The following is a 24,103-nucleotide window of genomic DNA, read 5'->3' as shown; positions in this document are numbered from 1 at the left end:
GCTGCATTTAGTAAACTGTAACGCTCCAGGTTCTGTTGAAAGTTTCTCCGGGTACAAGTAGATTCATTCCTTCCTTCTGTCTTAATTCTCCTGTAGTATTTACTGAATCAGCAATGCCACACCAAGGTTCTATGCATACAAATGGTGCATTTTTAGCACTCCAGATGCCCATAAAAGGAAAGTCTTTCCAGGAAAAAACAAATCCATGTTTGGAATGATTGTTTTTTAATTCAATTGAATTTGATTTCAAATGTTTAAATACTAACGCATCACCGTAGAATAGTTCTTTGGTTAATGTAATCTCATTGTTATTATTAAAAAATGGGAGCGGTTTTTCTTCTATCAATCCATCTTCAGAAATTGGCCATTTACCTTCTGTTTCCTTTTCGTTAAAAACCAATTGGTAATTGCTGAATTCAAAAGCTGCTTCCAGGGGCACTTTAAATGCAGGATGAGCGCCTATAGAAAAGTACATAGGCTTAATATCAATATTGATGACTTCGTAAGTACAGCTAAGCTGGTTTTTATTTAGTTCATAAATGATGTTGAGTCTGAAGATGAATGGATAATGTGCAAGCGTTTCCTGATTTGCATCCAGGCTTAAACAGACTCTTGCATCTTTAGATTCAGTTAGTTTAAAGTCCATATCTCTGGCGAATCCATGTCTGTTTAATGAATAATTATTGCCATTGTGATGAAAACTGTTATTCTTCAGTGTGCCAACAATTGGAAACAATACAGGGCTTTTTTTGCCCCAGTAAGTAGCGTCACCACTCCACAAATAATCAAGCTGTGTTTCTTTATTGAATATTTCCTGTAATTCTGCCCCTTTTTCTGAGATGGAAACGCGCAGGCTGTTATTTTCTAAAACTATCATAGTAATTATCCTTCGTTTTCTTCTATTCTTTCATCCACTGCATTGGCCAGCATACGGGCGCTGATTTTTCTAAGTGGATTTCTGTTTCTGTCTGCATGCCCCATCCGGTTATGAATGATATTGATGCATTCAAATGTTGCCGCCAGAAAAGAAGTATGGTCTGCTTTTCCTTTTCCAGCAATGTCAAAAGCAGTTCCATGGTCAGGACTTGTTCTTACAGCAGGAAGGCCCGCTGTATAATTTACCCCCTCACCAATGGCCAATGATTTAAACGGTATCAAGCCTTGGTCGTGGTACATGGCAAGAACGGCATCAAATTTTTCATGCATACCTCTGGCAAAGAAAGCATCAGCTGAATAGGGACCAAATACCAATGCTTTATTTTTTGCCTCTTTTATTGCAGGCTTAATGATTTCAATTTCTTCTTTGCCAATGAGTCCTTCGTCTCCGGCATGTGGATTCAATCCAAGAACAGCAATCTTAGGTTTGTCTATACCAAAATCCTTTTGCAATGACTGTTGCATAATTTGTAGTTTACTAAGGATAGACTCTTTGGTAATATGTTTTGATACTTCTTCAACTGTTACATGTTCAGTAACCAGACCTACTCTCATGTTTTCAGCAACCATAAACATGACAACATCCTTTACATTGAAAAAAGTCTTGAAATAGGGTGTGTGGCCGCTGTATTTAAAGTCCTCAGATTGGATATTTTTTTTATGAATAGGGGCCGTTACCAAACCATGGATATGCCCTTCTTGTAGCGCTTTAGTGGCTTCTTCCAAAGACTTTAGTGCATATTTTCCTCCGGTTTCATTCAATTCTCCGGGAGTAATGGTTACTTCTTCTTCCCAAACGGAATAAATATTCACCTGTTTGGGATTCAGGCGGGAAAATTGATTGATATTGGTACAGTTGAAGTTGGAATCGGGTATGCTCTTCCTATAAAAATTCAGGCATTTATTGTTGGCAAAAACAACGGGAACACAAAAGTCTAGGATTCGCTGATCCATTAATGTTTTGATGATTAGTTCCAATCCAATCCCGTTTATATCTCCACAAGTGAAGCCAATAACAGGTTTTTGTGTTTCGTTACTCATTTACCACGATTTAGGTTGCTAAAATACTACTTTTGCAGTCATGCAATATACGCTCAAAAAGTCGCTGGGACAGCATTTCCTTACCAATGAAAATATCTGTAAGCAGATTGTAGCTGTTCTGAAAGAAGGACCGGAAAACCTGCAGCAAGTATTGGAAGTGGGGCCTGGTGCAGGTGCCCTGACCAAGTATCTGCTGGAACTGCCCATTCAGCAATTTAAAGCAGTAGAGCTGGATAACGAGAAAGTACAATATTTACAGCATCAGTATCCTGCGCTTTCCACAGCCATTATAGAGGGGAGTATCTTGGATATCCCTGTGCCATTTGCAGGCTCATTTACGCTGGTGGGTAATTTCCCGTATAATATTTCAACTCAGATTGTCTTCCGGGTATTAGAATGGAAATCCCAGATTCCCGTAATGATTGGCATGTTTCAAAAAGAAGTGGCTGAAAGAATTGTTTCTAAGCCGAATACAAAAGTGTATGGTATACTGAGTGTTCTGGTTCAGGCATTTTATGAAGTGGAATATTTATTTGATGTGCCTCCTGAATCCTTCAATCCCCCGCCCAAAGTAATGAGCGGGGTAATACAACTTAAACGAAAAAACAATCCAGTAGCTGTAAGAAGTGAAAAAGCGTTATTCACACTGGTAAAAGCTGCATTTGGTCAAAGGAGAAAAATGTTACGCAATCCAATGAAACCATTTTTTGATGCAGCTGTTTTACAGGAAGAAATATTCACAAAAAGAGCAGAGCAGTTAACTGTAGAAGACTTTGCTGCACTGACTTACAGAATGGCTTAAATAGAAGCGAATGAAAGTAATTGTTACCGCTAAGGTGCATCCCTATTTAGTAGAAACGCTTAATGCGAAAGGATACGAAGTATTCTATGAGCCAGCTATTACTTATGAACAACTATTATTACAAATAAAAGAAGCTGTTGGATTAATTGTGACCACAAGGTTACACATTGACCAACAAATTATTGATGCAGCCCCAAAGTTGAAATGGATTGGAAGACTTGGAAGCGGTATGGAGTTGATTGATGTAGCATATGCTCAAAGTAAGGGCATCCAATGTGAAAGTAGTCCGGAGGGAAACCGCAATGCAGTAGCAGAACATGCACTGGGGTTGTTGCTCAACCTGATGAATAGAATCAATCGTTCTCATAGTGAAGTTAAGAAAGGGCTTTGGTTAAGAGATGAAAACCGAGCCGACGAATTGTCTGGTAAAACAGTCGGCATAATAGGGTATGGAAATACGGGGTCTGCTTTTGCCCGCCTGCTTGAGCCCTTTCAGGTGAAAGTACTTGCTCATGATAAGTATAAGATCGGATTTGGAAATGCCTATATAGCGGAATCTAGTCTAGAGCAAATTTTACACGAGGCAGAAGTAATTAGTCTGCACCTGCCGCTGACAGCTGAAACCCATCATTTTGCGAACAATGCATTTTTTGATCAACTAAAAAAACAACCTTACTTTTTAAATACTTGCAGGGGAAAAGTAATGGATACAAGGGCTTTATTTTCTGCATTGGAAAATAAAAGCATTCGGGCGGCTGGATTAGATGTGCTCGAGAACGAAAAGTTGTCTACTTATAACGATTTTGAAAAAGACCTTTTGAACCAGTTGCTAAGCAATCCAAATGTGATTATTACACCGCATATTGCAGGCTATAGTCATCAAGCATTTTATAAAATGGCAGCTATTGTTTTGCAAAAGCTGAATATTATTTCTTAGAATTATAGGCATTTATACCTTTAAATGAATTCCCTGTTGTACTGAGAATGGCTGTTGAATCCAATGTTAGTGTATAAGTCCTAAAGTAGGCATCAGCAAGTGTTAGCTTGGCTTTATTCTTTAAGTTCATTGCTACTTTCTGTATAGTGTCTTTTGCTGATATGGTGATAGCAGATTTATTTTTGGCTGAGATATTCAAAAAATTACAAGTTAGTGCCAGGCATGTAATGGAAGAATTTTGACTGGAATTCAGTTCTAAGCTATCAGAAATAAAGTGGTGAAGCGAAATTTCCGATTCATTACTAGAAATTGAGACAAGGTTTTTGCAATAAATATTAATCATTGGAAAACTATTTTCTATGCTATCATCAGCCCTAATAAATAGCGTATCGTTTTTTACAAAATATTCATAACCAACTGGGTTATAATAATAGTAGGTAAGTTGGTTGGTATCACCCCCCTGATATATATGAATGATGGGATGAAAAGCAGTCTCTCCTTTTTTCGCGTTTTTTAATTCTTGTATATGTTGGAATGGTGGCAGGATTATTTTTTTTTGAACAGATTTTATGTTCCCTTTTTTGTATTCTGCACGCAATGTAAAATTGATGATAGATAAGCAGGAAAATACCGATGCTATGGTAATGAGCAAGATTATATTACTTTTTTTCATACGTTTAGTTATTGCTATTCTTTAAGTATTGTAAATAGAGTTCTTCTATTTCACGAAAAGTGATCTTTAATAGGTTTATTTTTTTGAAAAGAGAAGGCATATCTTTTTCCATACATTCTTTTTTCAAGTATTCAGAGGCTTTATTCATTCCATTCAAGCTTACAAAAAAACCAACCCCTCTTTTATTGTAAATAATGGCTAACTCCTGCAAATATTCATACGTGCGCATAACTGTATTGGGATTGACCTCTAAATCAATCGCCAATTCTCTTACAGAGGGAATCCTGTCCTCCTCTTTAAAGATTTGAACCAGAATCTTTTCACATATAAGATCTGCAATCTGAATGTAAATAGGTTTATTCGAGGTAAAATTCATGGATTGCGTTATTTAAATCTGCTTTTCTTTCAATTTATAATAGCTCATAACCCAACAACTTGCGTAAATAAAAAGGGGTAAGAACCAGGAAATATTTTTTTTCCAATTTTCGGGTAACGTTACAATTCCTGTTGGCTGTTGCTGTGGTCCGAGTCTAAATGAATCGGTAAAATATTTGCCATGAGGCATAATTTCTTCTGAAATCAGCAGTACTAACATTTTGTTATTTAGGAATATTAAGCCCATGAACGATATCACAAATATGATGGCTGTTTTTACATAGGCATTCCGTATAAAACTAAGTGATCCTAAATGAGCAATGGAAGTGATTATAAAGAAAAAAATCACCATTTCTTTAAATAAAAGAGTATTTGATTGAACAAGTGGTTGGGCATGGTAATACTGTTTTTCTTGCTCAATCACCCAATTTGGTATGGCTACAAATTCATTATACGTTGCGCACATGAGCCAATCAATTCCCGTGAAAATGCCTAAGTATATAATTAAATAGAAGACTTGGGTTAACAAGAATCCTACTAATAATTTTTCGCCTGTTGTGGCTGGTAGAAGTAAAAATTGAATGGTTTTCACTTCCGATTTAAAAAATCCGTAGAAACTAGAAGAAAATAAAGATCCCCCCATGAAAAGCCCGATTGCGAAAATCATTTTTCTATCACCCGAAGGAAACATAGTGTGGAAACTTGCAACTATTAGAATACCGTATGATAGAAATAAAATCCCTAATCCTGCAAGAAACATCAGTATATAACTACTCCCGTTCTCTTTACAATTTTTTCTAAGTAAGAGGAAAGCTCTCAATAAACTAAACTGGTTATTCATAATTTCTGATTAAATAGTTCCTGAATTGCCATCTTATTTGAAATGCCGGCATTAAAGAAAAGTTCAAGGTCTAGTTTGGAAATTTCATCTGCTGGTTCTCTCTTTTTAACAATGAGATTACCTGCTAAACTTGATTCATAATAAATCCAGTTTTCATTGATTGAGTGATGGCTACTATGTTGAAATGCTATCGTTTCTAGAATAGATTCAGTGTCTGCATGTACAATAATTTCTCCCTGATCTACTAGAATAATCCGGTCAATCAAACTATCTAAATCTTTTACCTGGTGTGTACTGATAATGATACATTTTTCTTCATTCAAAACAGAGGCAATTAATTTTCTGAATTTTCTTTTGGAAGGAATGTCCAAACCATTTGTAGGTTCATCCAAAATCAATAACGATACATTAGATGCCAGCCCCAAGGCAATCCACACTTTTTTCTTCTGGCCGAAGCTCATTTTATTGAGGTGGGTAATTGGAATATCAAATTCCTCCAAATAACTTACAAATTGATCGCGATCAAAAAGTGGATAAAAGGGTTGGTATTCTGCTGCAAATTCAAGTACATGTATATTGGGAGTGTCAATTTCTTCAGGAATAAAGAATACTTGATTCAAGAAACTGGGTTCTCTTTTTGCCGGATTCGCAGCTAAAACGGATAAAAGCCCTTTTTGCGGATATACCAATCCCGCCATCAGTTTTAATAGGGTAGACTTGCCAGCGCCATTCTTTCCTAATAGGCCATAAACACTGCCTGCTTCCAGGGTTAAATCAATATTCGTGTAGATGGGTTTCTTTTTGGAATAGCCAAAGCTAATCTTGTCAAAATGAATCATAAATAGTGTATTAGTGTAGTAGTACACAATAAAAGTAGAAGTTTTTTCTGAATACCACCAAATATTTTTTGAAAAAAGCTTATTCTGCTAGGTTAATTAAATTTCCTATCTTTGTATTTATGCAACGTCGCAGTCAAATGTGGCGTTGTATTTTTTTTTACCAATCCTAAAGCCGGAACTATGAGTGAAACCAACATGTATGTTACGAAAGAGACTTTCGATAAGATGCGCGAGGAATTGCAGAAAATGAAATCTGTAGACCGTCCTGCGGCTTCTAAAGCAATTGCTGAAGCCAGAGAGAAAGGTGATTTAAAAGAAAATGCGGAGTATGATGCGGCTAAAGAGGCCCAGGGAATGCTAGAGGCCAAAATCAAACAGTTGGAAGGCGCTATTGCCAATGCTAAAATTGTAGATACCAGTACAATTGATACCAGTAAAGTAACCATTCTAACCAAAGTAACCATAACCAATGTGGCTACCAAGAAAACGGTAACTTATCAGATTGTAGGTGAAAAGGAAGCCGATTTGAAGCAAGGAAAAATTTCAGCTTCTTCCCCCATTGGTAAAGGATTACTCGGGAAAGTAAAGGGCGAAGTAGCAGAAGTGCAGGCTCCAAATGGTATCATCAAGTTTAAGGTGGAAGACATTACTGTATAAAACGGCTACATGACTATTTTTTCTAAAATCATCTCGGGAGAAATTCCTTCTTACAAAATAGCGGAGAACGACCGGTTTTTTGCCTTTCTGGATATTTTTCCATTAGTAGAAGGCCATGTGTTGGTGATTCCCAAAACAGAAACCGATCGTTTCTTTGATTTGTCGGATGATTATCTGTCTGAAATGTTGCTATTTGCAAAACCTATTGCCAAGGCAATTGAAAAAGTATTCCCCTGCAATCGTTGTGGAATCAGTGTGGTAGGATTAGAAGTGCCGCATGCACATATGCACCTGGTTCCCATTAACAGTGCCGATGATTTGAATTTCACCAGAGGGAAATTGAAAATGACACCAGAGGTGCTGAGCCAGACTCAGCAAAAAATTTTGGCAGCCTTGCAGTAATCTAAACCAGAAATACATTTTGTGTTGCAGTTTTTTTGCTTTGTTGCAGCCATGTTTTCCCGAAATCATTTTCTTACTCTATCAGGATTTTTATTGAGAAAATCATCCCAGCCTTTTAAAGCTTTGCCTTTAACAGCCAGGAGGCTATTGCTTTGATAAAAATGACAAAGTGCAACTGCTAATGCATCCGTTGCATCAAATGAAGCGGGTTTCTTTTCAATGCTTAAAGTGAGCTGTAACATTTTCCAGACCTGGTCTTTGTCTGCATTTCCATTTCCTGTAATAGATTGCTTCACTTTTTTAGGCGCGTATTCTGTAACCGGAATTTGTGATTGCATAGAAGCCGCAATAGCAACTCCCTGAGCTCTACCCAATTTGAGCATACTTTGTACGTTCTTTCCAAAAAAAGGGGCTTCAATGGCAAAACTATCGGGCTTGTATTGTTTAATTAAATCGTTGATGGTTCTATAAATAATTTCCAGACGTGCATAAATGTCTTTTTCCTTAGTTAGTTTCAATGTATCCATACGAATCAGAAAAGGTTTGCCTTTTTGTATACCTAATAATGCATAACCTAAAATTTGTGTGCCCGGATCAATTCCTAAAATGACTGAATCGTATTTCATTGCTTTGTGAAAATAGGGATAATTAATAAACGACTTACATCCTTAACTTTACAAAAACGAAGGATTGACGAAACGAACGAAAAATTTGCTGAATTATCTTGTCGGGCCCATTTTATTTATATGGCTTAGCTGGGCAATTTATAAACAGCTAAAAACACAAACAGATTTGCAGCAATCCTGGCAAACCATTCTAGATGCATTGAATGGTCCGCAAAACTGGAAAATTGTTCTTGTATTTTTTCTTATGCTAATGAATTGGGGGATTGAAGCCCGCAAGTGGCAACTCCAGGTTGCTAGCATTGAGACCATTTCATTTTTACAGTCTTTTAAAGCTATACTTGCCGGACAGGCAATGGGTTTAAATACCATCAACAGGATTGGTGAACCAGCTGCCAGATCTGCTTATTTAAAAGAGGGAAATAAAATCAGAGGGGTTGTACTTTCAATAACAGGTAGTATGGCCCAAATTATCGTTACTTTTTTAATGGGTACTTTATCTATGCTGTATATGCGTTGGTGTATACTCAATGAAGAACGTCAGCTGGAAGGACTATCTGTTTTTTGGCTTGATGGTTTTATATATATCATTGCTGCCGGCATTTTACTATTCACTTTGGTTTATTTTAAATTGTCAGGAATTATTCAACTACTCGAAAGAATTTCCTGGGTTGCCAGGTATCGTTTTTTTATAGAAAAGCTAGAGTCAGTTCAAATGAATGAATTGGTAAGATTGCTTTCGCTTTCATTAGGCAGATATTTTGTAATCCTGTTTCAGTATTTATTGATCTTTCAGGTATTTGGTATACAACTATACTGGCTGGATGCATTTGCAATGGTAGGTGTTATGTTAACTGTATTAGCTGTAATTCCTTCAATGGCACTGGCAGAATTGGGGTTTCGCGGGAAAGTAAGTTTGTTATTGTTTGGTTTACTAAGTAATAATGCCGTTGGAATTATTGCAACTGCTGCCGGTATCTGGTTAATTAACTTAATCTTGCCTGCAATTCTCGGGACTTTGTTTATATTAGGTTTAAGAATATTTAGAAACAAATAAGCGTGCTGAAAAAATCACTAATCGTTTTCATTTCATTATTGCTTACCCGGCCCTTAACAGCAGGGGATGAATTCTGCGGTATACGTAACTATGCCTTTCAGTCGGGGGAACAAATTTCATTTACGGTTTTTTACAATGTAATTGGTTTGTATGTAAATGCAGGTGCGGCCACTTTTTCTGTTAATTCGGAAAAATTGAATAATGAATCTGTATATCATTTAGTAGGTGAAGGATCATCCAATTCCAGATACGACTGGATTTTTAAAGTAAGAGATAAATATGAAAGCTATATTGATACGAGTAATCTGCAGCCTATCCGATTCATTCGCAATGTAAATGAGGGTGGATATAAAATAAACGAAAATGTAAGTTTTAATCGGCAGAACAACACGGCAACCAGTGAAAAGGGAACGGTGAAAGTGCCCAATTGTATTCAGGATGTTTTGAGTGCCATTTATTATGCCAGAAATATCAATTTCGAAAAATACAAGCCAGAAGATAAAATTCCTTTCACCATGTTTCTGGACAATGAAATTTTCAATCTGTATATCAAGTATTTAGGTAAAGAAACCATCAAGACCAGGTTTGGAAAATTCAGAGCCATCAAATTCAAACCCCTTTTAGTAAAAGGAACCTTATTTGAAGGTGGAGAGAAAATGACGGTTTGGGTAAGTGACGATGCCAATCATATACCTCTACGCATAGAAAGCCCCATTGTGGTAGGCAGTGTAAAAGTAGACATGATGGGATACAAGAATCTCCGTTACCCGTTTAGTTCAATGATTTCTGAAAGATAATACCAGCTTCTTAAAGGTCTGCCAATTGAATAGCTTCTTTCATTCTGACCCCTTTTTCTGTTTGCTGCAGGGTGCAGCATTCAATACTTGGATCATGTTCAAAGAATAAAATGTAATCCTTGTTTACGGCTTCTGTCAAGAAGGTTTTTTTCTCCTTCAGGGTAGTGAGAGGAAACATATCATAGCCCATTACATAAGGCAAGGGTATATGCGAAGCAGAAGGTAATAAATCTGCCATGTAAACTATGGTTTTTCCCCTATACTGAATCTGAGGTAACATCATGCTCCTGGTATGACCATTAACAAAACGGATACAAATGTTATTGGTAAAGGGAACTGATTCCAATAAACCATCGCTGGTAAATTCATTGGCAGGTGCGTCTATCATTTTTAATTGCCCGCTATTCTGAATGGGTAAAATATTTTCTTTTAAAAATGATGCTTTTTCTCTGTCATTGGGATTCACCGCCCAATCCCAATGTATCGGGTTGCTCCAGTATATTGCATTGGGAAATGCCGTAACCAGTTTGTCTCCTATTTTTTCTATGCTACCCCCGCAATGGTCAAAATGCAGGTGGGTATGAAATACATCTGTAATATCATTTCTGGTAAATCCAATTTGTCCCAAAGCTTCATCTATCTGCTTTGTATCAGACATACCGTAGTGTCCAAAGAATTTCGCATCTTGTTTAAAGCCCATGCCTGTATCAATCAAAATCAATCGTCCCTCGTCTTCAATTACCAAACTTCTTAATGCCCAGTTGCAAAGATTGTTTTCGTCGGCAGGATTCAATTTGTTCCAGAGTGATTTGGGAACAACTCCATACATGGCTCCGCCATCTAACTTAAAATAACTATGATTGATGCTATGCAGTTTCATGTGCCTTCTGTTTAGACTGCAATTTAGCCCCTGAAAACAGAATCAACAATCCAATCACAAAAAATATAACTAGTACTAAAACAGAATTTCTCTGTGAGCCTGATAGTTCGTTGATATAACCAAAACTAAACATGCCCACCACAATCGACACTTTTTCCGTTACATCATAGAAGCTGAAATAGGATGTAGTGTCTTTGGTCTCTGGCATAAGCTTGGCATAGGTACTTCTACTGAGAGCTTGAATACCTCCCATTACAAATCCTACCAATACCGCTAATCCATAAAATTCATAAATCCCGTTTCTGGGTAGTGTATACCCAATTACACAAAGCACAATCCAGAAAGCAATCGTAATCATCAATGCCTTAAAATTGCTGGTTATTTTAGATACCCATGCAATAGTATAAGCACCAGGTATGGCTATAAACTGAATTATCAATATGGCAATGATTAAATTCATGGTAGGAATATTCAGTTCGCTCTTGCCATATAAAGTAGCTACCAGCATAACTGTCTGAACTCCCATGTTGTAAAAGAAGAAAGAAAATAAAAATCTTTTCAGTACGGGCATAGATTGGATTTGAGTCCATACTTTGCTTAGCTCTTTATAGCCGCCAGCAAAAACTTCTTTATTGGATTTTGTTCCGCCAGCAGGTACAGATTTAGGTAGCCTTTTCAAAGCAAGCTGCCCGAATCCCCACCACCAAATACCCACCAATAAGAAAGAAAGCTGAGAAGCTTTGCCAACTGTAATACCAAAACTGTCTGGAGATAGAACAAATACAAAGCAGATCACTTGCAAAATCATACTCCCAATATAGCCCATGGCAAATCCTTTAGCACTTACTTTGTCTCTGTCTTCTGGAGCAGCAATCTCCGGAAGAAAGGAATTATAAAAAACAAGACTGCTCCAGAAACCTATGCAGGCAATGATTAAACAGGCCAGGCCAAATGCCAGATTGGTCTTGTCATAAAAATAAAGTGCTGAACAAGCTGCACTGCCGAGTGTACAAAAGAAAAACAGAAACTGTTTTTTATTGCCTTTGTAATCTGCAATGGACGATAGTATGGGAGATAGTAGGGCCACTACAATAAATGCAATTGCCAATGCATAATTGTACAGGGCGGTATTTACATATTCTCTCCCAAAAAGCGTAACGGTGTCATTCAGGGTTTGATCGTTGCCGTCTCCGGTAACGGCTTCGTAATAAGCGGGAAAAATAGTGGAAGTGATAACCAGATTGTAAGCGCTGTTGCCCCAATCGTACATTGCCCAACCATTGATGACTTTTTTACTGGCTGTAGTAACAGACATGGTGTTTATTTCAGGTGTCCTGTTAAGATAAGGATAATTAGAATTAAACCAACAATAACCCTGTACCAGCCAAATAATTTAAAGCCGTATTTCTGTAAATAAGTGATGAAAAATTTAATAGCCAATAGTGCAACAAGGAAAGCAACTACATTTCCGAGACCTAATAATATTATATTGTTTCTGGTAAATATTAAATCAGGCGTTTCTGTGTATGCTTTCAATAATTTGTAACCAGTTGCAGCTGCCATCGTAGGAACTGCCAGAAAAAAAGAAAATTCAGCAGATAGTTTTCTGGTTAATCCCTGTTGCATACCTCCGATAATACTGGCTGCGCTTCTGCTAACTCCTGGTATCATGGCTACACATTGCCAAAAGCCAATTACAAAAGATTTTTTATTGGAGATTTCTTCGTCAACAGAAATGGTTGGGTTCTTGAAAAAAGAATCAATAAAAATTAGAGCTACTCCGCCCAATACCATGGTAATTGATACCACCATGGGGCTTTCCAATAAAGCATCAATGGTGTCGGAGAACAAAGCCCCTAAAATTAATGCAGGTAAAACAGCAATGATCAGTTTTAAATAAAATTTCCAGCGATTTAGCGGGAAGAATTTTCCTCTGAATAAAATTACGACTGAGCAAATAGCACCCAACTGAATGGCTACTTCAAATAATTTGGTAAAATCATCCTTGGCAATTCCCATAAAGGAACTGGCAATAATCATATGACCAGTTGAAGAAATAGGGAGGAACTCTGTGATGCCTTCGATGATGGCGATGATGACAGCTTCTAGATGAGTCATTATGCAGTCTTTGGTTTCTTAAAGATAGCGTACACTTCAATCAGTAATCCAACTACAATTAAAATAGGTGCAATGGTAATTCGTGTTTTGCTATACACTTCGGTATTCGAAAACACACTTGGGTCATCACTCTTGCCACCACTCATTAAATACATACCCAAGGCAATCACAAGACCGCCAATCAGCATGAATAAAAAGTTGTCTTTTGAAAAGAGTGGAGTGGTTTTATTATTTGCGCTCATATGAATTTTTTAAAGTTTTTTGTAGTAGTTCTAATTTGAATTGAGTTAAACAATGTTGTTTAATACAAATCATCCAGTTTCATCTTCAGGTATTTCAACACGCTTCTGTGGGTGCTCAGTACAGAAATACCTACGCCCAGCAAAATCAAACCGCCAAACAATAATAGGGTATGATTGGTATTGCGGATGGCTTTCAACTGAGGGAACTGTGCTTCTGCCCAGCCAATTAAGGAGAACATTAATACAATAGCAATTCCCGAACTGATGAGCCCATTGATAATGGCGCGGACATTAAGTGGTCGTGCAATAAAAGACTGTGTGGCTCCCACCATCTGCATCGTCTTAATCAAAAAACGATTGCTAAACATGGCCAGACGAATGGTGTTGTCGATGCTTATGATAACAATTACACAAAGGGTGATGGCTACTACCAGGAAGATCAACCCAATTTTGGAAGCTCTTTCATTTAAATTGGTTACCAAACTTTTCGGGTATTGTAAATCAGTAATCTGATTGCCATACGCTGCCATTAAATCAGCGCTGATGACGGCTAGACTGTCTTTGTTTACATATTCAGCTTTTGCATAAAAGTCAATGCTCTCCGGCAAAGGATTAACATCCAGAATTTTGGCCCAGTCCTCATTGTTTTCCTTGTTCCAGATTTCCTTGGCTGTGTTCTTATCTACATACAAAACGTTTTTGGCGTAAGGTTTAGCCGCAATATATTGTTGAATTTGTGCAATGGTATCCTTGTTCAGTGTACGCATATAAGCACTTAAGCGAATATCTTCCTTGAAGGTATTGCCAACTGCGTTCAGATTCAGAAAGAACCAGCCCATGATTCCCATGATTAACAATACCAGGGCCACGCCAATAATGGTATAGATATAATTGGGTTTTCCCCGCTTGAGTGATGCTTTTCCTGCCTGCGCCATATTGTATTCCTTTTTTAACCGCTGCTGGTCAGCGGTGGTCTGCTTTCAAACGTTACAAATGTAGGGTTTTGACGGCTAATGACTTACATTTGCACCCTTAAACCTGCCCTGAAAATAAGCGAATATTTCTCGGCAGGCGTTAAAGAAACGCAAATAAATAAAAAGGGCAGGCAAGATGGACTATCAATTCAGAGCGATTGAACAAAAATGGCAGGAATCCTGGAAACAATCCGGGGCATACAAGGTTCCCAATAACAGCAATAAACCCAAGTATTATGTACTAGACATGTTCCCTTATCCAAGTGGAGCAGGATTGCATGTGGGGCATCCTTTAGGATATATTGCCTCTGATATTTTCAGTCGCTATAAAAGACTAAAGGGGTTCAATGTGTTGCATCCTATGGGATATGATGCATTTGGATTACCTGCTGAACAGTATGCCATTGAGCACGGCGTACATCCGGCCGTGAGTACCGTGCAGAACATTAATAATTTCAGAAAGCAATTAGACAATATTGGATTTTCCTATGACTGGAGCAGGGAAGTAAGAACCTGTGAACCAGATTACCATAAATGGACACAGTGGATTTTTCTGCAGTTGTTCAATTCCTTTTTCAACCGCCAACTTCAAAAAGCTGCACCCATCGCAGCACTTATTGCTTCTTTTGAAAAAGAAGGAAACAACGTGCATCCATGTCCTGCCAATGATCAATTGTCTTTTACCGCTGCAGAGTGGAAATCATTTTCAGAAAAGGAGCAGCAGGATATTTTAATGCAGTATCGTTTGGCTTTCTGCGGTTACGGAGAGGTAAACTGGTGTGAGGCCCTGGGTACTGTATTGGCCAACGATGAAGTGGTGAATGGTTTAAGTGAGCGGGGTGGTCATCCGGTGGTTAAGAAAAAACTGCGTCAGTGGTACCTGCGCATTACCGAATACGCGGATCGATTAATCGACGGCTTAGATCAAATTGAATTCAGTGAAGCAATGCGCGAAATGCAGACCAACTGGATTGGAAAATCTTATGGGGCGGAAATTGATTTTACCATTGCCAATCAGGAAGCAGGGAGCAAGCTTCGCGTATACACAACAAGACCCGACACCATTTTTGGGGTAGACTTTATGGTGGTGGCACCAGAACACGAATTAATTAATCAGATAACTACACCTGAACAAAAAGAGGCAGTTGAAGCCTATATTGCTTACGTGAAAAGCCGCAGTGACAGAGAGCGTCAGGCAGAAAAGAAAATTACTGGTTGCTTCACCGGCGCTTATGCATTGAATCCTTTTAACCAAAGAAGAATACCCATCTGGATTTCTGAATATGTATTGGCTGGTTATGGAACAGGCGCCATCATGGCGGTACCTTGTGGTGACGAAAGAGATTTCAAGTTTGCCAAACATTTCAATATTCCTATCACTAATATTATTGGAGAACATTTCAACGGCGAAGAGGCTAATTCAACCAAAGAAGTGGCACTGAGCAATTCAGAATTTTTGAATGGGATTTTGTTAAAAGATGCCATTGCTATTGTGATTGACAAGTTGGTGGAAATGGGTATTGGCAAACGCAAAGTGAATTATAAAATGCGCGATGCGGCGTTTAGTAGACAACGCTATTGGGGAGAACCATTCCCAATCATCTGGAAAGATGGGATTGCTTATCCTTTGGATGAATCTAAACTGCCATTGACTTTGCCACAAGTGGATAGTTATGCGCCTGGTCCGGAAGGAGAAGGACCGCTGGCCAATATTCCGGAATGGATTCATCAGTATGATGCGGTTGTTCCGGGTGGTGCACTAGAAACCAATACCATGCCTGGCTATGCGGGCAGTAGCTGGTATTTCCTGCGTTATATGGATCCACACAACAAAGAAAATTTCTGCGATAGAAATGTAAGTGATTACTGGAATCAGGTAGATCTGTATATCGGAGGAACAGAACATGCAGTGGGACATTTGTTGTACAGCAGAATGTGGACCAAAGTATTGTTCGATTTAGGGCATATTGGTTTTGATGAGCCCTTTAGAAAATTGTTGAATCAGGGAATGATTCAGGGTAGTTCCAGATTTGTATATCGAAATAAACAGAATCCTAATGAATTTATTTCTGCGGGACTACTTAATCAATACGAAACTATACCATTGCACGTGGATGTAAATTTTGTTGATGGATTTGAATTGGATTTGGATGCTTTCAAAGCATGGAGAAATGGGGAGTATGCCAACGCCAGTTTTGTGTTGGAAAACGGCAAATACCTCTGCGGGGCTGAAGTAGAAAAAATGTCGAAGAGCAAATTCAATACCGTTAACCCGGATGTATTGGTAGAGAAATATGGCGCAGATACTTTCCGTATGTATGAAATGTTCTTAGGTCCTGTTGACCAGAGCAAACCCTGGGATACCAAAGGGATTGAAGGGGTTCACCGTTTTCTGAAGAAGCTCTGGCGTTTGTTTTATGATGAGTTAAAGGGAAAAGTCTGGAACGAAGACAGTCCCAATCCCGCTGAATTGAAAGTATTGCATAAAACCATTTTAAAAATTCAGGAAGATACAGAACGATTTAGTTTCAATACTGCTGTAAGTACATTCATGATTTGCGTGAACGAACTGGCAGAACTGAAATGCAATAAGAAAGCTATATTAGAACAGGTATTGATTCTGTTAACACCTTATGCGCCTCATATCAGTGAGGAACTCTGGCACCTGATTGGCAACGAAGGTTCTGTGTTGGATGCAACATTCCCTGTGTTTAATGCATCTTATGTTCAGGAGTCTTCTAAGGATTATCCGGTAAGTATTAATGGAAGGGTAAGAACCAATATAAACTTGCCTGTAGACATGGAGTCGGATGAAGCAGAAAAAGAAGTACTGGCGAATGAGTTGGTACAAAAATGGCTGGAAGGTAAACCTGTAAAAAAATTCATTTTCGTAAAAGGTAGAATGATCAATGTCGTTATCTAAAATTTTTCTGGGCTTTGCCCTTGCTGTAAGTGTTAGCGTGAATGCCCAGGAAGCACAAGTGCCAAGCCCTAAAAAAACGTTCAGGAACTTCATCAATCCGGATTCTCTGCCTTTGATGAATTTAAGAGTAGTTCCTATTCCCATTTTTACTTCTACTCCTGAAACGGGGATACGTATTGGAGGTGCATTGGAATATTTTTTCAATGCTAAAGAAAAAGACAGTGAGGCAAGGGGGTCTTATTTGCATGGTCAGTTTACTTATAGTACTAAGGGACAAATTGAAATAAAAGGAACATGGCAGGTTTTTACCAGAGGGGAAAGATTCGTGTACCGGGGTTCTGCAGGGTACAGTACCTATAACGATCGTTTTTGGGGCATAGGTAACCATACGGTTGCAGAAGCTAATTTTTTGCCACAAGACTATAGCCGTATTTTCCTGGAATCCAGAACCTATAGGCTATTAAGAAATAAATGGTACGCAGGATTGAAGCTGGATTATAATGATGTGTACCAGGTGGTAAATAAAAGACCATTGACCCCATCAGAACAAAACGTTGCCGGTATCAATGGCAGTAAAACCCTTGGGATTGGACCCGCTATCTTGTATGAAGGCCGTGATTTTCCGTTCAGTGCACACAGCGGAAGCTTTGCGGAATTCTATTACGCAAGAAATATTTCTCTTAAAAACAATCCTTTTGATTACAATACCTGGTTCTTAGACCTTCGCAAATATTTTCCACTAAGCCCAAATAGCACGTTGGCTTTTCAGTTGAGTAGTATTCATACCACAGGCAATGTGCCTGTTCGCGAATTGCCTCGTGTAGGCGGTTCCTTGTTAATGCGCGGTTATTTTACCGGACGTTTCAGAGACAAATCCTACACAGCTTTGCAGGCTGAATATCGTTTTCCTATCTGGAAATGGATATCTGCAGCAGCTTTTGGTTCCGCAGGCTTTATTGACCAGTCTATCGGGAATTATTCAACATCCAATTTACTGAAAGCGGGAGGCATGGGCTTGCGCTTTGTAGTCAATAAGAAAAACAGAATGATACTCCGCCTCGACTATGCCAGAAACGGCACAGAGGGTGGAGCCTATTACATCAGACTCAACGAAGCATTTTAATTCAATCCACACCCGCTTACAGCAGATTCATTATATTCACGGTTCAAAAATTGTTCCATGAATAAATTGATATTTTCCATGGGGATGACGCTCTTGGCAGCTCCTTCCATGGCGCAGAACAAAATGATCAGTAAAGCTGATCTAATGGCCAATAAATTGCCGGAAAACTTTCAGAATCCACTTCCTCGCTTTATGAAATGGCTGGATGATGATCGGGTTATTTTGAATCAGAAAATCCATCCGGATTCTGCCAGCAAGAATTATGTGATGGAAGTAAAAACAGGAAAGCTGAGTATGGCAACACCTGATCAGATGAAAGGGGCAGCTCCTCCGGCTAAATCTGTTTCTGTTAAAAAAGGAGATTTGTTTTACAAAGACGGAGAGGTTGAAAAGCAAATTACTTTTGATGCTGCTGAAGAAAAAAATCCAACTTTTTCTCCTGATAGTGCTTACATAGCTTATACTAAGTCGAACGATTTGTATACGTATCATATTCCTACTTCAAAAGAGACCCGCTTAACCAATACAGGGTCAAGCACTTCCCTGAATGGGTATGCCAGCTGGGTGTATTGGGAAGAAATATTTGGAAGAGGGACCCGCTATCGTGCTTTCTGGTGGAATCCCAACAGCAAGCAATTAGCTTACATGCATTTTGATGAAAGCATGGTTCCGATGTTCCCTATCTATAGCAGTGAAGGACAGCATGGCTTTATTGAAGAAACCCGTTATCCAAAACCGGGAGATAAGAATCCGGAAGTAAAACTGGGTTTTGTTCCTGCCGACGGAGGCAATACAACCTGGGCCGATTTTAATCCCAAAGAAGACCAGTACTTTGGCTGGCCTGTTTGGAGAATTGATGGAAGCAGTTTATTGGTACAATGGATCAACAGGGGGCAGGATCATCTGAAAATATTTGATGTGAATCCTGGTTCTGGCGCAAAAAAAATCATGTACGAAGAGCAACAAAAAACCTGGGTTGATTTAGAGGACAGAGCAGGGCAACGATTTACTTTCCTAAAATCAAAGCCTGCCTTTATTTTGGAAAGTGATAAAACAGGCTGGAACCATTTATACCTGCACAACAATGATGGTAGCTTAATCAACCCGATTACTTCTGGCGAGTTTACCGTCTTAAGTACTGAATTGATAGATGAGAAAAATGGCCTTGTATATTTTACTGCCAGAGGAAAGGAAAATACTGCTCGTGTAGATTTATACAGTGTTAAATTAAATGGTGCTGAATTAAAGCGCCTCACATTCGGAGATTATGATCATTCTCAAGCAAAACTGTCTCCCAACGGTAAATATTTTGTAACTACCTATAGCAATACCACCACTCCATTCAAAATGAGTTTGGTAGATAATAAAGGTAAAATTGTTCGTGAGTTGGGCGATGCAAAGGGTTCAGCCATGGGTGAATACCAGATTGCCAAAACTGAATTCATTCGAATTAAAAGTGCGGATGGCTTATTTGAGTTACCTGCTCAGGTAACCTGGCCTGCCAATATGGACCCTAACAAGAAGTATCCTATGCTGGTAGACATTTATGGAGGTCCTAATGCAGGTAATACCTGGGACAGATGGTCCTGGAATGCAACCCGTGAAATGTATGCGCAGGAAGGATTGATTCATGTGAAATTTGACCACCGTGCCAGTGGGCATTTTGGAAAAGCAGGGGTAAATTATATGCACCGCAATTTAGGTTTCTGGGAAATGCAGGACTATATGCAAATGGCGAAATGGTTTATCCAGAAAGGCTATGCAGATCCTGCAAAAATTGCCATTACCGGATTCAGCTACGGAGGTTATATGAGTACTTATGCGTTAACCTATGGTTCTTCTGTATTCACCCATGCAATGGCAGGTGGATCAGTAGTTGACTGGAGTTTATATGATAGTCACTACACAGAAAAGTTCATGGATACTCCTGGAGAAAATCCGGATGGATACAAGAGCAGCAGTGTTTTAACTCATGTTGACAAATTCAAAGGAACTTTACAATTGGTTCATGGAACAATGGACGATAATGTTCATATGCAGAATAGCATTCAACTGGTAAGTGCCTTACAAGACAAGGGAAAAGATTTTGAATTCATGTTGTATCCTGGTGGAAGACATGGATGGGGTGGTCTTAAAGGAAACCATTTCAATAATTTGAAGACCAAGTTTATCTATAAACATTTATTGGAAAAAGAAGTACCCAAAGGAATGTTGCGATAAGCTTTAATCTGAACATATAGAAAGCCATCCATTTTTATGGGTGGCTTTTTTGTAATTTAAATAAGGTATATTGGGTATATGTATTTTGATTTTAACTGGCGGAGTGGTTTATTGTTGATTTTTTTCTTTCATGGGCTGGTTTATGCTTTCTTGTTATTCCGGAAAGCATATCAGCATGAAAGAGCATCAGACAATTGGCTGGGATTCATCCTATTAATGAGTGTGCTGTACATCTGCCCCTGGATGCTGGGATTTGCTGGCTGGTATTGGGGCTGGGAATGTATGGAGTGTAGAAATTTTATGTTCTACTTTCCTATGAATCATACGCTTTTGATGGGACCTGCTATTTTTTTCTATATCAAATCTTTGTTAAACCCTTCTTTTGTTTTTTCTAAAAAAGACAGCTATCATTTTATACCCGGAACGCTGTATATTATATGGACGATAGTAGTTGCGGTAACAGACCGACTTATTTTGAAGCGTTATTATTTAATGGATGGGCAAACTGATCCTGACTTTGACACCTGGTACCAGGTAATTGGTTTTTTTAGTTTGATGGTTTATTTGTTGCTGAGTCTTCGATATTATTTAAACTATCGTGCTTTTATTGTTCAGGAGCTTTCTTATGCAGATAATTTGCATTTTACCTGGGTTAGAAATTTTTTGATTGCCTGCTTCCTCTACTTTTTTGCTACCATTACTTTGGATGGATTACGACTGCTGGGTTTCGATATAGGGTACCAGGATACCTGGTGGTATTATTTGTTGTTTGCTTTTATTTTCTATTATATTGGAATAACCGGATATGCAAATTCCATTGAGCAAAGGAAAAAATTTGATGTTGACTTTTACCGATACCAAACAATGGATACTGAACCCGCTGACAGACCAGAATTCAATACAATTTCAGACGGTAATATACATGAAACCACGATAAGTACCCAACTAGATGGCGGTATTCAAACTCCCGACAGTTTAGTCCCGCCCGAATGGAAAGAAAAGCTGGAAAAGGCAATGGTGACGGAAAAACTATACCGGAATCCAGAACTTACTTTGAGCGATCTTGCCAGTCATATGGGGACCAATCCCTCTTTTTTATCAAAAATAATCAACCGGAGTTTTGAGAAGAACTTCAATGATTTCGTTAATCAATATCGGGTGTTGGAGGTAAAAGAACAACTATCAAATCCTGAATTGGCTCACTTAACCATAATGAGCCTTGCTTATGATGCAGGCTTTAACAGTAAAGCTACTTTTAATAGAGCCTTTAAAAAATTCACAGGTGACAATCCCAAAACGTATCAAATTAAATAATTTAACATCCTAAGTGGTTGATTTACAGTGCTTCATTTTTTGATACCTTATCAAATGGTCTCAAATAATGATATGAGGCGGGTATGGATATGTTCTGAGGCATCTTGCAGCCATAAAACAACTCCATGCGAAAAACAATTCTTTTTTGGGGACTATGGATTATCACAACGCATTTGAATGCACAAGTGCCAGTAGTGTCAGATACGCTAAAAGCAAAAACCATTAGCGCTGTTACGGTCGTATCAACCGTACCCTTTATTAAAAATCTAGTAGATAAAACTGTGATGAATGTGGCAGCAAGGCCTTCTTCTGCGGGTCAAAATGCATTGGACATTTTAAAAACAGCACCAGGTGTGGTAGTTGACCCGAATGAACAAATTCAAATGGGAGGCAAAAACGGGGTTACGGTTTTGATTGACAACCAGAATACACAACTATCATCCCAGGATCTGGCGCAATTGTTAAAAAGTATTGAATCGGACAATATTAAAGAAATCGAAATCATTGCCAATCCGTCTTCCAAATATGATGCATCAGGCAATGCTGGTATCATCAATATTATTTTGAAGAAAAGTTTAACCAATGGATTTAATGGGTCTATAAACGGGAATTTCATACAGAGTACCCATAGCCGTAAAACAATTTCAACGAATCTGAACTTTCGAAAAAACAAGTGGAATTGGTTTGGGAATGTGGGATTCAATAAAGGATATCAAGAAACCATAGCAAATAATGACCGCATGTATCCTGGTCATCAAATGGTTCAGCGTGGAATAGAGAAAGATGATTTTGGGGGCAACAATAGTAGGCTTGGCTTGGACTATGCTTTGAATAAAAAAACCACGATTGGTTTACTCTGGGTTCAAAACGCGCGGTTTACCAATATGATGAACAGCAATCTCACAACTATCCAAACCTCGGGTGCTATCGATAGCAATGTATTTACATTAAGCGATGCCCCAAGCAATATTAAGCGGAACAATTTTAATGCGAATTACAGATGGGTGAATGGACAAAAGCAAAGTTTAAATATTGATGCGGATTATACCCAGTTTTATTCTGCTTTGAACAATCTAGTCAATATTAATGCAGGTTCAGTAACTGGTTTAAACAGATTAAATAATGCGATACATAATGACGCTTCTGTGCAAATTCAAATCCGGAGTATTCGTGCAGATTATACACAACAATTAACGAACCAAATTAAGTTGGAAACTGGTTTGAAATCAGTTTATTCTCTTTCTAATAACGAATTGTTGGTTCGTCAAATATCCAATGCTCAGTGGATAGCTGATTCTGGTAAATCCAATCAGTTTGAGTTTAAAGAATTTATTCATGCTGCTTATTTCAGTGTCCAGGCAAAACTGAATAATTGGTCTTTACAGGCAGGCTTGCGTGCTGAGCAAACCCGGGTGAATGGGCTGTCTACAGCATTAAATAAAATACAATCGCAAAAGCCCGATACGAGTTATCTAAATGTATTTCCAACGGTATTTGTCCAATACCAAATTAGTCCAAACCATCAATTGGGATTTGCGTTAACCAAGCGAATTGACCGACCCAATTATCAAGACCAAAATCCATTTATCTATCAGTTAGATGCTTTTAATAGTGAACAAGGAAACCCCTATTTGATTCCGCAAATCACGTATGGTGCTGAAATCAGTTACACCTATAAATATGCAACAAATATTAAAGTACAATACGGTGTAACCAGTAATTATATGGAACAATTGACTTATCAAATAGGAAAAAAGACCGTTTTAATACCACAAAATGCAGGAACCAGAAAAATGTTAAACATCAGTATTAGCAGTCCAATTGCTGTCAATAATTGGTGGAATATGTACTTGAGTCTATCCCCCTTTTATCAATCCTATGCAGTTTTATTAAATGGTTTTGGTACGATTGAAAATCGTTCGCAAAGCAGTTGGGGTATCAATGGGTACATGAGCCAAAATTTTTCTTTAGGAAAGAATTGGAATGCGGATATCAGTGGCTGGTATAATTTTCAAAATGCCACTACTATTTATCAATCGAAGGCTTTGGGTAGCATAAATCTGGGATTTAGCAAAAAGCTATTCAACGATAGGGCCACATTGAAAATTGCCATTACAGATTTGTTGAATACACAACGCTGGGAACAGAGGGCCCTAACCAATACCTTGGATCTTACAACCTACCGTAAATGGGAGAGCAGAAATATTACCCTAGGAATTAGTATCAAATTAGGCAATAGTAAAATCAAAAGTGCTAGAGATCGAGAATCGGGTTCTAGTGCAGAATTAGATCGTATAAAACAATAAACACCCAATGAATCAACTAAAAA

General features: G+C 38.3%; 23 protein-coding genes. 11 read left to right on the top strand and 12 right to left on the bottom strand.

All coding sequences use genetic code 11. The features are described from left to right. Positions 1 to 7: 7 nt before the first annotated feature. Together TEGAF0_RS07665 and pdxA are read right to left on the bottom strand one after the other, a co-directional pair. Positions 8 to 877 carry an aldose 1-epimerase family protein gene (locus TEGAF0_RS07665; RefSeq protein WP_264897459.1) on the bottom strand — a complete coding sequence of 290 codons (870 nt, stop codon included), beginning with the start codon at positions 875 to 877 and terminating at the stop codon, positions 8 to 10. 5 nt (positions 878 to 882) lie between these two features. Further along, positions 883 to 1,977, bottom strand: a complete 1,095-nt coding sequence (gene pdxA, locus TEGAF0_RS07660; RefSeq protein WP_264897458.1) for a 4-hydroxythreonine-4-phosphate dehydrogenase PdxA — start codon at positions 1,975 to 1,977, stop codon at positions 883 to 885. A gap of 40 nt (positions 1,978 to 2,017) precedes the next feature. Between pdxA and rsmA the strand changes: the two genes are divergently transcribed. Both rsmA and TEGAF0_RS07650 read left to right on the top strand, forming a co-directional pair. Beyond that, on the top strand, positions 2,018 to 2,779 hold the full coding sequence (gene rsmA / locus TEGAF0_RS07655; RefSeq protein WP_264897457.1) for a 16S rRNA (adenine(1518)-N(6)/adenine(1519)-N(6))-dimethyltransferase RsmA: 762 nt from the start codon (positions 2,018 to 2,020) through the stop codon (positions 2,777 to 2,779). A 10-nt stretch (positions 2,780 to 2,789) separates the two neighbouring features. After that, the gene (locus tag TEGAF0_RS07650; RefSeq protein ID WP_264897455.1) at positions 2,790 to 3,716 is read left to right on the top strand and encodes an NAD(P)-dependent oxidoreductase; all 927 of its coding nucleotides are present in this window, start codon (positions 2,790 to 2,792) and stop codon (positions 3,714 to 3,716) included. Here TEGAF0_RS07650 and TEGAF0_RS07645 read toward each other — a convergent pair. The 4 genes from TEGAF0_RS07645 to TEGAF0_RS07630 are packed head-to-tail and all read right to left on the bottom strand — an operon-like array spanning position 3,706 to position 6,444. Then, entirely contained in the window at positions 3,706 to 4,389 is a 684-nt protein-coding gene (locus TEGAF0_RS07645; RefSeq protein ID WP_264897453.1) for a GIN domain-containing protein, read from the bottom strand. The two genes, TEGAF0_RS07650 and TEGAF0_RS07645, sit on opposite strands and share 11 nt — an antisense overlap. Before the next feature lie 4 nt (positions 4,390 to 4,393). Continuing rightward, on the bottom strand, positions 4,394 to 4,765 hold the full coding sequence (locus tag TEGAF0_RS07640; protein WP_264897451.1) for a GntR family transcriptional regulator: 372 nt from the start codon (positions 4,763 to 4,765) through the stop codon (positions 4,394 to 4,396). 12 nt (positions 4,766 to 4,777) lie between these two features. Then, positions 4,778 to 5,605: a hypothetical protein gene (locus tag TEGAF0_RS07635; RefSeq protein ID WP_264897450.1), complete on the bottom strand. Its 828-nt coding sequence runs from the start codon at positions 5,603 to 5,605 to the stop codon at positions 4,778 to 4,780. Next, on the bottom strand, positions 5,602 to 6,444 hold the full coding sequence (locus TEGAF0_RS07630) for an ABC transporter ATP-binding protein (RefSeq protein WP_264897447.1): 843 nt from the start codon (positions 6,442 to 6,444) through the stop codon (positions 5,602 to 5,604). The genes TEGAF0_RS07635 and TEGAF0_RS07630 overlap by 4 nt, the downstream gene beginning before the upstream one ends. A gap of 180 nt (positions 6,445 to 6,624) precedes the next feature. Here TEGAF0_RS07630 and greA point away from each other — a divergent pair, with 180 nt between their 5' ends. Beyond that, positions 6,625 to 7,101 carry a transcription elongation factor GreA gene (greA, locus tag TEGAF0_RS07625; protein ID WP_264897446.1) on the top strand — a complete coding sequence of 159 codons (477 nt, stop codon included), beginning with the start codon at positions 6,625 to 6,627 and terminating at the stop codon, positions 7,099 to 7,101. Between the two features lie 9 nt (positions 7,102 to 7,110). Continuing rightward, positions 7,111 to 7,503, top strand: a complete 393-nt coding sequence (locus TEGAF0_RS07620) for an HIT family protein (protein ID WP_264897444.1) — start codon at positions 7,111 to 7,113, stop codon at positions 7,501 to 7,503. Positions 7,504 to 7,568: 65 nt separating this feature from the next. Here TEGAF0_RS07620 and ruvC read toward each other — a convergent pair whose 3' ends face one another. Continuing rightward, positions 7,569 to 8,129: a crossover junction endodeoxyribonuclease RuvC gene (gene ruvC / locus TEGAF0_RS07615; RefSeq protein ID WP_264897442.1), complete on the bottom strand. Its 561-nt coding sequence runs from the start codon at positions 8,127 to 8,129 to the stop codon at positions 7,569 to 7,571. Positions 8,130 to 8,193: 64 nt separating this feature from the next. On the opposite strand from ruvC, the gene TEGAF0_RS07610 reads away from it, so the two are divergent. Then, positions 8,194 to 9,183: a flippase-like domain-containing protein gene (locus TEGAF0_RS07610; RefSeq protein WP_264897440.1), complete on the top strand. Its 990-nt coding sequence runs from the start codon at positions 8,194 to 8,196 to the stop codon at positions 9,181 to 9,183. 2 nt (positions 9,184 to 9,185) lie between these two features. Continuing rightward, on the top strand, positions 9,186 to 9,980 hold the full coding sequence (locus TEGAF0_RS07605; RefSeq protein ID WP_264897439.1) for a DUF3108 domain-containing protein: 795 nt from the start codon (positions 9,186 to 9,188) through the stop codon (positions 9,978 to 9,980). A gap of 10 nt (positions 9,981 to 9,990) precedes the next feature. Here the strand turns inward: TEGAF0_RS07605 and TEGAF0_RS07600 are convergent, their stop codons facing one another. The 5 genes from TEGAF0_RS07600 to TEGAF0_RS07580 are packed head-to-tail and all read right to left on the bottom strand — an operon-like array spanning position 9,991 to position 14,155. Beyond that, complete coding sequence (locus tag TEGAF0_RS07600; RefSeq protein WP_264897438.1) at positions 9,991 to 10,860, bottom strand: MBL fold metallo-hydrolase; 870 nt, start codon at positions 10,858 to 10,860, stop codon at positions 9,991 to 9,993. Beyond that, positions 10,847 to 12,175 carry an MFS transporter gene (locus TEGAF0_RS07595; protein ID WP_264897436.1) on the bottom strand — a complete coding sequence of 443 codons (1,329 nt, stop codon included), beginning with the start codon at positions 12,173 to 12,175 and terminating at the stop codon, positions 10,847 to 10,849. The genes TEGAF0_RS07600 and TEGAF0_RS07595 overlap by 14 nt, the downstream gene beginning before the upstream one ends. A gap of 5 nt (positions 12,176 to 12,180) precedes the next feature. Then, positions 12,181 to 12,978, bottom strand: coding sequence for an undecaprenyl-diphosphate phosphatase (locus tag TEGAF0_RS07590; RefSeq protein ID WP_264897435.1), 798 nt, complete (start codon positions 12,976 to 12,978; stop codon positions 12,181 to 12,183). Then, entirely contained in the window at positions 12,978 to 13,220 is a 243-nt protein-coding gene (locus tag TEGAF0_RS07585; RefSeq protein WP_264897434.1) for a DUF3098 domain-containing protein, read from the bottom strand. The genes TEGAF0_RS07590 and TEGAF0_RS07585 overlap by 1 nt, the downstream gene beginning before the upstream one ends. Positions 13,221 to 13,279: 59 nt before the next feature. Further along, positions 13,280 to 14,155: a cell division protein FtsX gene (locus TEGAF0_RS07580; RefSeq protein WP_264897433.1), complete on the bottom strand. Its 876-nt coding sequence runs from the start codon at positions 14,153 to 14,155 to the stop codon at positions 13,280 to 13,282. A 175-nt stretch (positions 14,156 to 14,330) separates the two neighbouring features. On the opposite strand from TEGAF0_RS07580, the gene leuS reads away from it, so the two are divergent. The 5 genes from leuS to TEGAF0_RS07555 all read left to right on the top strand — a co-directional run bounded on the left by leuS (position 14,331) and on the right by TEGAF0_RS07555 (position 24,080). Further along, positions 14,331 to 17,117: a leucine--tRNA ligase gene (leuS, locus tag TEGAF0_RS07575; RefSeq protein ID WP_264897432.1), complete on the top strand. Its 2,787-nt coding sequence runs from the start codon at positions 14,331 to 14,333 to the stop codon at positions 17,115 to 17,117. Next, complete coding sequence (locus tag TEGAF0_RS07570) at positions 17,104 to 18,240, top strand: BamA/TamA family outer membrane protein (protein ID WP_264897431.1); 1,137 nt, start codon at positions 17,104 to 17,106, stop codon at positions 18,238 to 18,240. Before leuS ends, TEGAF0_RS07570 begins: the two co-directional genes overlap by 14 nt. 57 nt (positions 18,241 to 18,297) lie before the next feature. After that, positions 18,298 to 20,460, top strand: coding sequence for a S9 family peptidase (locus tag TEGAF0_RS07565; protein ID WP_264897430.1), 2,163 nt, complete (start codon positions 18,298 to 18,300; stop codon positions 20,458 to 20,460). A 78-nt stretch (positions 20,461 to 20,538) separates the two neighbouring features. Further along, positions 20,539 to 21,774 (top strand): helix-turn-helix domain-containing protein, encoded by a 1,236-nt coding sequence (locus TEGAF0_RS07560; RefSeq protein WP_264897429.1) that lies wholly within the window; start codon positions 20,539 to 20,541, stop codon positions 21,772 to 21,774. Between the two features lie 125 nt (positions 21,775 to 21,899). Next, on the top strand, positions 21,900 to 24,080 hold the full coding sequence (locus TEGAF0_RS07555) for an outer membrane beta-barrel protein (protein ID WP_264897428.1): 2,181 nt from the start codon (positions 21,900 to 21,902) through the stop codon (positions 24,078 to 24,080). Positions 24,081 to 24,103: the final 23 nt, after the last annotated feature.

Origin of the sequence: Sediminibacterium sp. TEGAF015, from assembly GCF_025997995.1 — a bacterium.
Taxonomy (GTDB): domain Bacteria; phylum Bacteroidota; class Bacteroidia; order Chitinophagales; family Chitinophagaceae; genus Sediminibacterium.
This window is presented reverse-complemented; position numbering and strand designations above follow the sequence as displayed.